The organism is Flavobacterium sp. Sd200 (assembly GCF_009826935.1).
Taxonomy (GTDB): domain Bacteria; phylum Bacteroidota; class Bacteroidia; order Flavobacteriales; family Flavobacteriaceae; genus Flavobacterium.
Genome location: NZ_WUMN01000003.1, coordinates 389,631 through 403,894, shown reverse-complemented (window position 1 = coordinate 403,894; position 14,264 = coordinate 389,631). Strand labels below are relative to the sequence as shown.

At 41.1% G+C, this 14,264-nt stretch carries 11 protein-coding genes and 3 tRNA genes; 12 read left to right on the top strand and 2 right to left on the bottom strand.

All coding sequences use genetic code 11. The features are described from left to right. Position 1 precedes the first annotated feature (1 nt). From kdpA to GR160_RS10960, 6 genes are all read left to right on the top strand, one after another. Complete coding sequence (gene kdpA / locus GR160_RS10985; RefSeq protein ID WP_160749914.1) at positions 2 to 1,702, top strand: potassium-transporting ATPase subunit KdpA; 1,701 nt, start codon at positions 2 to 4, stop codon at positions 1,700 to 1,702. A gap of 12 nt (positions 1,703 to 1,714) precedes the next feature. Next, a complete protein-coding gene (gene kdpB / locus GR160_RS10980; RefSeq protein ID WP_160749913.1) occupies positions 1,715 to 3,754 on the top strand; it encodes a potassium-transporting ATPase subunit KdpB in 2,040 nt (679 codons plus the stop codon). A 221-nt stretch (positions 3,755 to 3,975) separates the two neighbouring features. After that, entirely contained in the window at positions 3,976 to 4,533 is a 558-nt protein-coding gene (locus tag GR160_RS10975; RefSeq protein ID WP_160749912.1) for a K(+)-transporting ATPase subunit C, read from the top strand. Between the two features lie 295 nt (positions 4,534 to 4,828). Beyond that, a complete protein-coding gene (locus tag GR160_RS10970) occupies positions 4,829 to 6,151 on the top strand; it encodes an outer membrane beta-barrel protein (RefSeq protein WP_160749911.1) in 1,323 nt (440 codons plus the stop codon). Beyond that, positions 6,151 to 7,278, top strand: a complete 1,128-nt coding sequence (locus GR160_RS10965; protein ID WP_160749910.1) for a sensor protein KdpD — start codon at positions 6,151 to 6,153, stop codon at positions 7,276 to 7,278. Before GR160_RS10970 ends, GR160_RS10965 begins: the two co-directional genes overlap by 1 nt. A 2-nt stretch (positions 7,279 to 7,280) precedes the next feature. Next, complete coding sequence (locus tag GR160_RS10960; RefSeq protein WP_160749909.1) at positions 7,281 to 8,999, top strand: ATP-binding protein; 1,719 nt, start codon at positions 7,281 to 7,283, stop codon at positions 8,997 to 8,999. A gap of 181 nt (positions 9,000 to 9,180) precedes the next feature. Here GR160_RS10960 and GR160_RS19320 read toward each other — a convergent pair whose 3' ends face one another. Next, on the bottom strand, positions 9,181 to 10,131 hold the full coding sequence (locus tag GR160_RS19320; RefSeq protein ID WP_202390774.1) for an FKBP-type peptidyl-prolyl cis-trans isomerase: 951 nt from the start codon (positions 10,129 to 10,131) through the stop codon (positions 9,181 to 9,183). Positions 10,132 to 10,210: 79 nt separating this feature from the next. Between GR160_RS19320 and GR160_RS10955 the strand changes: the two genes are divergently transcribed. Together GR160_RS10955 and GR160_RS10950 are read left to right on the top strand one after the other, a co-directional pair. Beyond that, positions 10,211 to 10,612, top strand: coding sequence for an RNA-binding S4 domain-containing protein (locus tag GR160_RS10955; RefSeq protein WP_160749908.1), 402 nt, complete (start codon positions 10,211 to 10,213; stop codon positions 10,610 to 10,612). Positions 10,613 to 10,643: 31 nt separating this feature from the next. Beyond that, positions 10,644 to 11,138, top strand: a complete 495-nt coding sequence (locus GR160_RS10950; RefSeq protein WP_160749907.1) for a phosphoribosyltransferase family protein — start codon at positions 10,644 to 10,646, stop codon at positions 11,136 to 11,138. Here GR160_RS10950 and GR160_RS10945 read toward each other — a convergent pair. Continuing rightward, positions 11,135 to 11,650, bottom strand: a complete 516-nt coding sequence (locus tag GR160_RS10945; RefSeq protein WP_160749906.1) for a shikimate kinase — start codon at positions 11,648 to 11,650, stop codon at positions 11,135 to 11,137. The two genes, GR160_RS10950 and GR160_RS10945, sit on opposite strands and share 4 nt — an antisense overlap. 130 nt (positions 11,651 to 11,780) lie before the next feature. On the opposite strand from GR160_RS10945, the gene GR160_RS10940 reads away from it, so the two are divergent. The 4 genes from GR160_RS10940 to GR160_RS10925 all read left to right on the top strand — a co-directional run bounded on the left by GR160_RS10940 (position 11,781) and on the right by GR160_RS10925 (position 13,689). After that, positions 11,781 to 11,853 (top strand) — tRNA-Lys (locus tag GR160_RS10940). A 33-nt stretch (positions 11,854 to 11,886) separates the two neighbouring features. Next, positions 11,887 to 11,959, top strand: a tRNA-Lys gene (locus tag GR160_RS10935). Between the two features lie 54 nt (positions 11,960 to 12,013). Beyond that, positions 12,014 to 12,095, top strand: a tRNA-Leu gene (locus GR160_RS10930). Positions 12,096 to 12,378: 283 nt separating this feature from the next. Next, positions 12,379 to 13,689: a site-specific integrase gene (locus tag GR160_RS10925; RefSeq protein ID WP_160749905.1), complete on the top strand. Its 1,311-nt coding sequence runs from the start codon at positions 12,379 to 12,381 to the stop codon at positions 13,687 to 13,689. The last annotated feature ends 575 nt before the right edge of the window (positions 13,690 to 14,264 follow it).

The following is a 14,264-nucleotide window of genomic DNA, read 5'->3' as shown; positions in this document are numbered from 1 at the left end:
AATGAACAGCGAAATTTTAGGCATAATTGTAATGTATGGTCTGGTACTGCTTTTAGCGATACCCCTTGGCCGATACATAAGCAAAATATTTAAGTATGAAAACACCCGGATCGACAAGGTGTTTAACCCACTCGACAAACTCTTTTTTAAAATAGGCGGCATTAACCCGAATAAGGAAATGACATGGAAACAGCATCTTGGAGCGCTGCTTACCATTAACCTTTTCTGGTTCATTATCTCTATGCTGGTGCTTACGAATATGGAGTGGCTACCGCTAAACCCTGACGGAAATCCGTCTATGAGCGGAGACCTTGCCTTTAACACAACTGTAAGCTTTATAACCAACACCAACCTGCAGCATTACAGTGGTGAGACTGGTCTTTCATACTTGGGTCAGCTCACCCTGATGTTGTGGCAATTTATAAGTGCAGGCTGTGGCATAGCCATTTGTGCCATGGTGTTTAATGCCATGAAAGAGAAAACGGCAACAAACTTTGGTAACTTTTACAGCTATTTTGTGCGCTCATGCACAAGGATTTTGCTTCCGCTGTCGGTTATAGTGGCTGTTATACTGGTATTTAACGGCACACCAATGACGTTTGAGGGCAAAGACACCATTACAACCCTTGAAGGTAAAGAGCAGCAGGTTAGCCGTGGCCCTGTAGCTGCTTTTGTTGCTATAAAACAGTTGGGTACAAATGGTGGTGGTTTTTATGGGCCAAACAGTGCCAACCCCATGGAAAACCCTAACTACCTTACTAATATTGTAGAAACAGTAAGCATAATACTGATACCTATTGCAATGGTGTTTGCCATGGGTTATGTATTGAGGAGAAAAAAACTGGCCTGGACCATTTATGGGGTAATGACAGCAGGTTTCCTTATACTGCTTATTCCCACCATAATTGCCGAAATGGGTGGTAACCCTGCTATAGATAAAATGGGCATTGCCCAAACCATGGGCAGCATGGAGGGTAAAGAGGTGCGTTTTGGATCGGCGGCATCAGCAAATTGGGGTATTTATACCACCTGTACCAGTAACGGATCGGTTAACGCCATGCACGACAGCTTTACACCCCTAAGTGGTATGACAACCCTGCTGGGCATGATGGTGAACTGCTTTTATGGCGGTGTGGGCGTTGGTTTCCTTAACTTTTACATCTTTATTATCCTGGCAGTATTCATTAGCGGGCTAATGGTGGGACGTACACCGGAGTTTTTAGGTAAAAAAATCGAGGCAAAAGAAATGAAGATAGCTATGGCAATAGCATTGCTTCACCCATTTTTAATATTAGCAGGAACGGCATTGGCATCACACCTGTATGCAGGCAACCCCGAAGCTTATGCCAGTTGGCTGGCCAACCCCGGCTACCATGGTTTTAGCGAAATGCTGTATGAATTTACCTCATCAAGCGCCAATAACGGTAGCGGTTTTGAGGGCTTAGGCGACAATACCCCTTTTTGGAATCTTGCCACAGGAGTTGTAATGCTCCTGGCACGCTACCTGCCTATTATTGGCCCTGTAGCCATTGCAGGAATACTTGCCGGTAAAAAATATGTACCGGAAAGCTCGGGTACACTAAAAACCGATACTTCGACATTTGGGTTTATGATTTTTGCGGTAATATTTATAGTTGCTGCACTGTCGTTCTTCCCAGCCCTGACGCTTGGGCCAATCGCCGAATATTTTTCATTACAATAACATCTTAAATAAATGAAAAGTCAAAATGCATCCCTGTTTCAGGCAGACCTTGTAAAACAGGCATTAAAACAATCTTTTGTAAAGCTTAACCCTTCATCGCTCATAAAAAATCCGGTAATGTTTACCGTAGAGATAGGCACCGCCATTATGGCCTGCGTATGCATCTGGATACTTATGGGCGAAACCAGCCAGGGCAGCTTTGCATATAACTTCACAATTTTTCTCATCCTGTTATTCACACTGCTGTTTGCCAATTTTGCAGAAGCTATTGCAGAAGCACGCGGCAAGGCGCAGGCCGACAGCCTGCGCAAAACCCGCGAAGAAACCCCGGCTAAAAAGATAGAGCTTGTTGGCGAAATTTATAAAGACGAGATACAGATAGTACCGTCATCAACCCTTAAAAAAGGCGACATCTTTATTTGTGAACCGGGCGACATTATCCCTACCGATGGTGAGATTATTGAAGGCCTTGCCACTATAGACGAAAGTGCCATTACCGGAGAGAGTGCCCCCGTAATTCGCGAAGCAGGTGGCGATAAAAGCTCGGTAACCGGTGGTACAAAAGTACTTTCAGATAAAATTAAAGTACAGGTAAGTACCAATGCAGGCGAAAGCTTCCTTGATAAAATGATTGCCCTTGTAGAAGGTGCAAGCCGCCAGAAAACGCCTAACGAAATTGCGCTTACCATATTGCTTGCAGGTTTTACACTGGTATTTATTATTGTATGTACGGCATTACAACCGTTTGCCGAATATGCTAACATCAGTATTACCATAGCATCGTTCATATCGCTGTTTGTGTGTTTAATACCTACAACCATTGGGGGTTTGCTATCGGCCATTGGTATAGCGGGAATGGACAGGGCCTTGCGTGCCAACGTAATAACCAAATCAGGTAAGGCAGTAGAAACTGCCGGAGATATAGATGTACTGCTGCTGGATAAAACAGGTACCATAACCATAGGTAACCGTAAGGCAACACATTTTCACCTTGCGCCGGGTATAGAGGGCAATGATTTTATTCAGGCCGCCGTGCTTAGCTCTATTGCCGATGAAACTCCCGAAGGTAAATCGATAATTGAATTGGCAGGTAAAGACCCTAAAAGCTTTGATATTCCAAGTCCGCGTTTTATTAAGTTCACTGCCGAAACACGCAGTTCAGGTATCGACTTTGCCGATGTGCGCATTCGAAAAGGGGCTTATGATGCCATTAAAAACCTTGTGGAAAAAGCAGGTAATGTATTTCCTGAAGCGGTTGCCGAAAAGGTGAAAGAAGTTTCGGGCAATGGAGGAACACCGCTTGTGGTTAGCAAAAACGAAAAAGTGCTTGGTGTTGTAGAGCTTCAGGATATTATTAAAACCGGAATAGCCGAGCGTTTTGAACGCCTGCGCAAAATGGGGGTTAAAACCGTAATGGTTACGGGCGACAACCCTCTGACCGCTAAGTTTATTGCAGAAAAAGCCGGGGTGGATGACTTTATTGCCGAAGCCAAACCTGAAGATAAAATGAATTACATAAAGGCCGAGCAGCAGCAGGGTAAACTCGTTGCAATGATGGGTGACGGTACCAATGATGCCCCCGCCCTTGCCCAGGCCGATGTGGGCGTGGCTATGAACAGTGGTACGCAGGCCGCAAAAGAAGCCGGTAATATGGTTGACCTTGACAACGACCCTACCAAACTTATTGAAATTGTAGAAATTGGCAAGCAGTTGCTAATGACACGCGGTACACTAACCACCTTTAGTATTGCTAACGACGTGGCTAAATATTTTGCCATTATCCCTGCGTTGTTTATAACGGCAATACCAGCCTTACAAGGGCTTAACATTATGCAACTGCACAGCCCTGAGAGCGCCATACTTTCGGCAGTAATATTTAACGCCATTGTTATACCATTCCTTATTCCGCTTGCACTAAAGGGTGTGGCCTATAAACCCATAGGCGCATCGGCACTGTTAAGGCGCAACCTTTTTATTTACGGGCTTGGCGGTGTAATAGTTCCGTTTATTGGCATTAAGGTAATTGATATGCTGGTAAGTGTATTCTTTTAAATAAGTCTTAAAGTCGAAAGTCATAATGTCTTAAAGTCAAAAAGAATCAGTAGTAATAAGAACAGTTTAAAATTTTTCCATTCCGACTGGAGCGCAGCGGAATGGAGGAATCTCTAATCTCTTTAGGCGATTTACATGCTGCTAAGAATATCAGATTTCTCGACTCCACTGCGTTTCGCCCGAAATGGAAAAACTGAATGAACTCATAAAAATAATTTAAAATGAAACAGAATATAATGCCCGCCATCAGGCTTACGCTATTTTGCGCGGTCTTCTTTTCAGGCATCTATACCATGGCTATTTTGGGTATAGCACAGCTTGCACCTAACCAAGGCAAAGGTGTGGTGGTAGAACAGGATGGTAAAAAATACCATATAAACGTTGCACAGGGCTTTACAAAGCCGGAATATTTTTGGCCCCGCCCCAGCGCTGTAGATTATAACGCAGCCGGATCAGGAGGCAGTAACAAAGGCCCTTCTAACCCTGAGTACCTTGAACTTGTACAACACAGGATAGACACATTCCTTTTACAAAACCCCGGCATTAAAGCCAGCGAAATCCCGAGCGACCTTGTTACCGCAAGTGGTAGCGGATTAGACCCTAATATTTCTATAGAAGGCGCAAAAGTTCAGGTAAAACGTGTGGCTGCTGCACGCAAGCTTAATGAACAACAACTTTTAAAGCTTATTGAAGAAAATACCGAAGAACCGCTTTTAGGAACTTTGGGAACTACAAAGATCAATGTCCTGAAGCTTAACCTTGCCCTTGATAAGCTATAAGTAAATCTGATTTACTGTTTTTTATTGTCTCGCAAAGGCGCAGAGACGCAAAGCAGGAAATGAATTGTATTTCCAAGCGACTGTAAGTCGCAAAGATTTGCGACTTACAGTCGCCTCCGAGAGGTGCTGATCAGCATACATCTTTGCGCCTCTGCGCCTTTGCGAGACAAACTAGATTAACTAATTGATATTCAAAAGCAAATAATACGGTGTGAAGTTTTAGAATATTCTCACCAAGACTGATTATTTCAATTCACTTAAAACTCACTAAACAATTAAATTAATATTTCTCACAATGAAAAAAACCGTAAGTACGCTTGCTCTATGTTTAAGTACCCTTGCAGGCGTGTATGCACAAAATGATTCTATAACTCAAAAAAAAGCACCATTTGAAGGAATGGACCTTAGCTGGATAAACGGGCAAAACCGCCAGACGGATTTTCCGCTTCAGTTAAAAGATAAAGAAGGGCAAACCATAATTACAGGCGTTGCCTATGTAGATGCCTACTACAACTATGATTTTAAAAGGCCTATAGACAATACAAACACCATATCATCTGCCATAGGGCGCAGTAATGAGTTTACCATAAATATGGCAAGCATTGGTATAGAGAGTAACTACAAGAATATTATAGGCAGGCTGTGGCTGCAATATGGCCAAATGGCCTCTATAGTTCAGGATCTTGACGGCACTTTAAACCACGGCAGGAACAGCAGCCTTAACAACCTTAAGTACATAAGAGAGGCTGCAGCAGGTTACCACTTTGATGTTATGCATGGCCTGAATGTAGAGATGGGTATTTTTATGAGCTACATTGGCCTTGAAAGCTACGTTTTAAACGAAAACTGGAACTATCAGCGCAGCCTTGTATGCGATTTTACACCGTTTTACTTTCAGGGAGCAAGGGCGCAGTTCTTCCCGTCGGCAAAATTCAAGCAGGAGCTATGGATTATGAACGGGTGGCAAACTTACAACGGCTGGAACCAGGGGCTTGGGCTCGGCTCTTCGAGCTATTACCGCCCAAACGAAAACTTACAGCTTGTAGCCAACTTTTATTTTAACGGACAGGATACCCGAAACAATAAAGATGCAAGACGCTATCATCATGACAACAGTATTGTGGGACGTTACTTTAAAAACAAAGAAAGTAAAGGCATATCTCAGGCAGCATTCAGCCTTAACACACACTACGGCTTTCAGTCGGGTGGCGGTTTAGAGGCGTCTGATAATTACATGTTTGGCTCATCGCTGGCTAACCGTATATGGTTTAACAAAAACAAGCTTGCCTTAACACTGCGTGGCGATTTTATAACCAATCCGGGGGCATACCTTGCTTTTTCGCCATCGCCTGTGGCAAATAATGCTTTCAATGATGCTTTAGCTGAAGGCAAAGACCTGAAAATGTTCCAGGCTACGGCTACATTTGACGTAATGCCAAACGACTTTATGACCTTTAGGTTAGAATATGGCTACAGACACAGCAACATACCCTATTTTGCCGGACGTGGCGGTACTACAAGCCCTGACGGATGGGTAGACACTCCTACTGACGGCTGGAGGCCAGATTTGATACAAACAGCGAACAGAGTTACACTTGCTGTAAACTTCAGACTTTAATGGACAGTGAAAAAGAAAATAATGTAAAGCACTTTCTCGACCTGATACAAAAGTCGCGGAAAGGCAAGTTTAAAGTCTACATCGGCATGAGTGCTGGTGTAGGCAAAACTTTTCGTATGCTGCAGGAAGCACACACGCTCTTGCGTAACGGCATTGATGTAAAAATTGGCTTTATAGAAACCCATAATCGAAAGGAAACCCATGATTTGCTCGACGGACTCCCGGTTATACCTAAGCGGTCTATTTTTTATAAGGGAAAATATCTTGAAGAAATGGATGTGCAGGCTATTATTACCCTGCGCCCGGAAGTAGTTATTGTAGATGAACTTGCCCACACCAACATTGAGGGAAGCAAGAATGAAAAACGCTGGCAGGATGTAATGGATATTATAGATGCCGGCATTAACGTTATCAGCGCAGTAAACATTCAGCATATAGAAAGCCTTAACGACGATATTAAAGAAATTACGCGGATTGAAGTTAAGGAACGCATACCCGATAGCGTTCTTAAAGCCGCCGATGAAGTAGTAAACATAGACCTTACTGCCGAAGAACTTATTACACGCCTTAGAGAAGGAAAGATTTACACGCCTGATAAGATTCCGAGTGCACTTGCCAATTTTTTTAAACCCGAACACATACTCCAGTTACGCGAACTTGCCCTGAAAGAAGTTGCCAGCCAGGTAGAGCGCAAGGTAGAGACCGAAATTACCGGAACGGGCAACATGAGGCACGAAAGGTTTTTGGCATGCATTAGCAGTAACCACAAGACAGCCAAAACTGTTATACGTAAAACGGCACGCCTCGCCAATTACTACCACAGCAAGTGGTATTTGCTGTATGTAGAGCTACCACACGAAAGCCCCGACAGGATAGCTCTCGACAAGCAGCGTCATTTAATAAACAACTTTAAACTGGCCACACAGCTTGGCGCAGAAATAATTAAAGTACAGCACAAAAGTGTCGCATCGGCAATAATACAGCAGGCCGAAGAACGCAGGGCAACAACAATTTGCATTGGGAAGCCGCACTTAACATTATTTAAAGTAATATTGTCTACCAATATTTTTAATTCGCTGCTCAACAAACTGTCATCCAGCGAAACCGACCTTATTATATTATCATAGCTATGAAAATTAAAGCTAAACTTACACTCTCGCTTGGCATTTTGTTTCTGCTCATTGTGGCATTGGCATCGCTAGCTATACGACAGGTAAGGGTGTTAGAACAGGATACGGCAAATATTTTAGCCGCTAATTACAAATCGCTCGATTATTCGCGCAATATGTACAAGATACTTGATGAAGACGGCATAAAAACCGATACCCTTAAGTTTAAAGAATATTTAAACCTTCAGCTTAGTAATATTACAGAGATTGGCGAACAGGAACTTACTACAGACCTGCGTGAAGATTTTACTGCCTTTGCAAAGCAACCTACTGAAAATACACTGATAAAAATTCGTGGTGACCTAAACAGTATCATGAAGCTTAACATGGATGCCATTAAAAGAAAGAGCGCCACTGCCGATGGTACTGCCAAACGCTCTATAATGTGGCTGTCTTTTACCAGTGCATTTTGTTTAATTATAGGTTTTACGCTTATTGTAAACCTACCCGGTTATATTGCCAACCCTATAAAAGCACTTACAGAGAGCATACGGCAGATTGCCGCTAAAAACTATTCGCAACGACTGCACTACAAAGGTCAGGATGAGTTTGCTACACTGGCAAAATCGTTTAACACCATGGCAGAAAAGCTACAGGAATACAGCAGCAGCAACCTGGCACAACTGATGATGGAAAAGCAGCGTATTGAAACCCTTATTAACAGCCTTAGCGACCCTGTTATAGGCCTTGACGAAAAGAACCGCATACTTTTTATTAACGATGAGGCTTTACAGATTACAGGATTGACCACCGAAACAATTATTGGTAAAAAAGCTGAAGAACTTGCCCTGCGCAACGACTTGCTGAGAACATTGCTTCAAAAAATGTTAGGTCATGGTAAGAGTAGCAACGAAACCTTAAAAATATATTTCAATAATAAAGAGAGTCATTTTGAGCAGCTCATGGTACCTATAAGTATTGTACCTACCGGAGAAAGTGATAAGAAACAAATTGGTACCTTTTTAATATTGCGCAACATAACTGCATATAAAGAACTTGACAATGCAAAGACCAGTTTTATAGCCACCGTGTCTCATGAGTTTAAAACTCCTATTGCTTCTATGAAAATGAGCCTCCAACTGTTACAAAATGCACAAACAGGAACACTTAATACAGAACAGCAGGAACTTGTGGAAAGCCTGAAGGATGACGCCGAAAGACTACTGAGAACCACAAGCGAGCTTTTAAACATAACTCAGGTAGAAACTGGAAAATCCCAGTTTAAAATTGAAAGTGCAGATGTTAATGAGCTAATTAAAAACGCTGTAGAAACCAATAATAAAGTGGCAAGGAAAAAAGAGATCCTCATAATAAACAACAGTACCAACGACCTGCCCGAAATTATTGCCGATGGGGAAAAAGCGCAATGGATAATTTCTAACCTTATTTCTAACGCCATACGTTATTCTTATGAAAATGCTACGGTCGAAATTAATGCCCACATAACTAAAACACATGTAAACATATCCGTATCGGACCATGGCATAGGAATAGCTCCTGAACATCAGGACAAGGTATTTGAAAAATACTTTCGTGTGCCGGGCACAGATAAAGAAGGTACCGGTCTTGGCCTGAGCATAAGTAAAGAATTTATAACAGCAATGGGCGGGTACATAAACTTAGAAAGCGAAATAGGTCGCGGAAGTGTGTTTACTGTTGGTTTTAAACGGGCTTCTTAAAAAATTTTATGCAAAATTATTGATAAAGGGTAGGCGGCCAATTCAAAGTTTTATAAACATTCCTGAACTTTAAATTTAGTATTTTTAGACACTTCACAATTTGCTCCTTAAAGAAAAACTGGGATTTTAAAACGCGCTAAAAACAAAAAATCCCAACTGTTTAAAGTTGGGATCTTGTTTATTATGGCCTGCTTGGATGACAGGTAGGATCTAAATAAGGTTTAAGTCCGCTCGAAGAACATGGCAACAATGCCGCATCGTCAAAACTATAGTATTGTGCAGGCACAAAAGGTACCGGAACACCCGGCGATGAAGGATCGTTAGGGTTTAGTTTTTCCAATTCATACTTAGTAGTGTACCCATCGCCATCGTCATCACTGTCAAGATAATTTGGTATATCGTCACCATCAGTATCATAGTCGGCAATATCAATACCCGGCTCCGTTTCATCTTTATTTAAAATACCGTCTTCATCAAGGTCGGTATAGGTAACACTATATAATTTAAAGCTGAAAACAAGCGGAGAATATGCCGGAATGTCTCCGGTTGCAGTGTTATAATATGCAAAATCTGAAGGAAGGAACATTACCCCTGCTCCATAATCCTGATACTGTGGAGGATTAGGGCTGTTTGGCTCATCTACATACACCCCGTCTTTAAATAGAGGTATTATTTCCTGCCACCCTTCTATAGTGCCATATAGCGAAGATGATGTTTGCGGAAAAGGCTGCAGCTCAAATTGTGTATCGTCAAGCAATGTACCTTTATAATTTACCAAAACATTGTCTCCCCTTGTAGGTGCTTTGCCCACACCCTCGCGAAAGCTCAGGTAATAAATAGTATATTCTACCTCATTAAGTGTAACTACTTTGTTTCTTAAAGGATATTCGGTTTGATCCCAAATAGAAACCTGAGGCCCTGTAGAACGTATAGAATCGAACGTTACATCAAAAGTAACCGGATCTACGTCCATGTAATGGTTTTTAAGGTATTTTTCTATACTGTCTTTCTCAGATGCATACTGCACAGCATAATCGCGTGGCGGTGTAATAGCAACATCATCGTCCTTTTTGCACGATGCAAAAAAAGTTATAAGGCCAATAAGGCAAAACGCCTTTAAAAATTGATTCATTTTAATTTTTTTAATGGGGTGCAAGATACAATTTTCCTGTATTTTTGTAGAGCTATAACAGCTATTTTTAAGATTTAGTATGAGGATTGACAAATATTTGTGGTGTGTTCGTTACTACAAAACCCGCAGCATTGCCACACAGGCCATACAAAAAGGGCATGTAACCGTAAATGGGCAAACCGCAAAACCCAGCAGGGAGGTTTTTGCCACAGATAAAATAACGGTGCGCCGCGACCAGATAAAATATGAACTCACAGTACTTGATGTACCGCAGAACCGCGTTGGGCCAAAGCTGGTAGACATGTACCGCAAAGATGAAACCCCGCAGGAAGCCTTTGCACACCTTGAACTTTTAAGACTAAGTAAAGATCATTACAGGGCTCAGGGCACAGGAAGGCCTACTAAAAAAGACCGTCGTGACCTTGACGAATATGGTCTTGATTTTGATGATGATTTAGATTCTAATGAAGACGAAGCATAACCACTAAACCGTACAGAACTACAGAAACAGAATGAAAAATATTATACTTACCAAACAGGCAATAGAATATAAAACAAGGCGTATTGCTTACCAGATATATGAAACTTTTCCTGATGAGGCCGAAGTGGTACTTGCAGGTATTGCCAGCAATGGTTATGTATTTACAAAAATGATAGCGGCCGAGCTGGAACACATCAGCGACCTGAAAGTTATACTTTGTGAAGTTATTATAAATAAAGAACAGCCTTTGGAGCCTGTAACCACATCGTTAACGCCCGATGAGTATGCTAACAAAGCTCTTGTATTGGTAGACGATGTACTGAACAGTGGCACCACTCTTATATATGGCGTAAAGCATTTTTTAAACGTACCTCTTAAAAAGTTTAAAACAGCAGTGCTGGTAGACCGCAACCACAAGCAATATCCTGTTAAAGCTGATTTTAAAGGCGTATCGCTCTCTACCTCAATGAAAGAGCATATTGAAGTGGTTTTAGACGGAGAAGATCCTCACGCAAGCCTTAATTAAAAAAGGCTCATAATTTCGTTAACCACCATTTCGGGAGTTTTGCCATCGGTGCTCACAATATGTTTTGCCTGATGATAAAACCAGCTACGGTCAAACAGGTGCTTGGCTACAAACTCGTGCAACTCTTCGGTGTTAAGATTTGCAACCAGTGGCCTGGCAGATGTTTGCCCCTGCAGGCGTGATACTATTTCATCTATGCTGGTTTTGAGGTAAACAGACACCACACCTTCATCCTGCATTAGTAAATGATTATTGGCATAGCAGGGCGTGCCACCGCCCAAAGCCAGGACAAAAGGCTCATCGACGGCTATCAAACCTTTAAGGGCATTGTGCTCGAGCTTTCGAAATTTTATTTCGCCATCCTGTGCAAAAATGTCGGCAACGGTTTTTTGGGTCTCTTTTTCAATAACTTCGTCAAGATCAAGGTATGGAATTTGGGCACTTTGAGACAACAAACGTGCTATTGTAGACTTTCCGGAGGCCATATAGCCGCAGAGGATTATTTTTTTCATATAATAAGACCCTATAAACTAAGGCGTTGAATGTAAAGATTAAAAAAAAGTCAAATTTAGGCTAAAATTGCTTTGAATTATAAAAAATACATGCGTATATTTGCACCCGCATTGAGGGAATGATTTTAATGACTCGGTAGCTCAGCCGGTAGAGCACATCACTTTTAATGATGGGGTCCTGGGTTCGAATCCCAGCCGGGTCACAAATACCTTACAAATCATTCTTTTAATGCTAAGACTCGGTAGCTCAGCCGGTAGAGCACATCACTTTTAATGATGGGGTCCTGGGTTCGAATCCCAGCCGGGTCACAATAAAAAAGTTAAGCAAATACAGCTTAACTTTTTTTGTATACATACCTAATTGGCCACGTGGAGAAACTGGTAGACTTGCCATCTTGAGGGGGTGGTGCCGCAAGGCGTATGGGTTCGAATCCCATCGTGGTCACTTTTAGCTATTTAGCACAATAGCGAACTTATTTCAAAAGCCTGTAAAACCTTTAAAATCAATGGTTTTACAGGCTTTTTAGGTTTTAGCTGTTTCGCAAAATTTTTAAAAAAGCTCATAATTATTGTGGCAGTAGTGTGGCACTGCAACTTTTAAAAAAAAAGTGCCACACTTTTACCGCTACAACGAAATTAACCTGTTGTTTATTAACCTGTTAAGCTGGTTAACGACTTGATTTTATGATACTATAATTCGAACTTTATATTAATTAAAATGTTGAATTATGTTAGAAAACAGTTTTAGGCTTACCTTTTTTCTAAAGTCACCTAAGAAGGTGACAAGCCAGAGATTAATTTATTTAAGAATTACCGTAGACGGAATTGCGAAGGAAACCTCAACCAAGCAGAAATGGGATGTGAGACGGTGGGATCAACAAGCCGGAAGAGCGACAGGGAATAAAGAAGATGCCAAAGCGATCAATTTTTATCTTGACTCTGTCACTAATAAAATCGTACAATTCAAAGCGGAACTTATATTAAATTCCTATACCATCACAGCCCAGCGTATAATTGATTTTATACTGGGCAAAGATGTTTCCAGAGCCAAGCTATTAGATGAGTTTCAACGTCATAATGATGAAATGAGGGCATTAGTAGATACAGGCCAGTATGCCATTGGAACTCATACCCGTTTCGTTATAGCTAAAGGCCACGTAAAGGATTTTATTGAATTTAAATATCATGCGTCTGATATAGAATTTAGGGATCTCAATTACGAGTTCATAAAGGACTATGAGTTTTACCTAAAGACTGTTAAGCATTGTAACAATAATACAACCTTGAAGCATATCACGTACGTGCGCAAGATGGTATTACGGGCTATAAACAAAGATATCCTTCAAAAAGATCCCTTCGGAAGCTTTAGGGGAAAAAGAACGAAGGTGGTTAAAAGCCCGCTCAATCTTGAGGAACTCAATGCACTGGAAAATTATAGTTTCTCTACAAGGAGATTAAGCGTTATACGTGATGTTTTCATCTTTCAGTGTTACACAGGCCTTGCATACGTAGATGTTTTTAATCTTAAGCGTTCTGATATAAAAAACGGTATTGACGGGAAGTTGTGGATTATTAAGACGCGACAGAAAACGGATAGCCCGTTTCATGTCCCATTGCTGCCCCAGGCAATAAAAATTATAGACCTTTATAAGGATGATCCAACATGCCAAATGCGAGGAACAATATTGCCAGTGGCTTCAAATCAAAAGATGAATGAGTATTTAAAAGAAATTGCAGCGTTGTGCGGTATAACCTGCAACCTCAATACGCACAAAGCTCGCCGGACTTTTGGTAGCACAGTGACCCTTGCAAACGGTGTCCCAATCCATGTTGTTAAAGAAATGCTGGGGCACAGCTCGGTGAAACAAACTGAAGAATACGCTATTACTGAACAGATGGCCATAGGTAGGGAAATGGACGTATTAGAAAAGAAATTTACAATAAGTGATAAAACAGCAAGATCGGACGAAAGTAGTATTGTTACCGAATTGCGAAGCGAAATCGAGTCCTTAAAGCTTCAGCTTGCAGCAAGGAGTTAAGCTAATGTGATAGATATACAAAAGTTTATTCTTAACTTTTTAAAGTGGATAACCTATAATGATTGTAAAATGTCATATTTTAGTGCTTACTAAAGAGTTTCGAACCCTCTTTTCTAATTGTAAATCCTCAATTTATTTGAGGATTTACTTTTTCAAAAAGTGCTGTAATCGCCTGTAAAACATATTATAGAACCAATTTTGTGGCACTTTTTTCTATATTAAAAAGTGCCACAAAATCTAACTTACAATTAAGGTGACAATTAAAATCCTTTAAACTGAGTAAGATAATTTCTTAGATGACTTTCCATACTATTTACAAAAACAATCTGTAATGATCTTAAAATGTCATATTTTGCACTCATTGAAGAGTTTCGAACCCTCTTCTCTAATTGTAAATCCTCAATTATTTGGGGATTTAATTTTAAAAGGTCCTTTACGTATCTATAAATATATATATATGCACCGATTTTGTGGCACTTTTTTTCATCTTGAAAAAGTGCCACAAAATCGGCCTTGAAACTAGGGCTGACAATTGAAATCCCTTAAAATGAATAAGATAATCTCAGAGATGATTT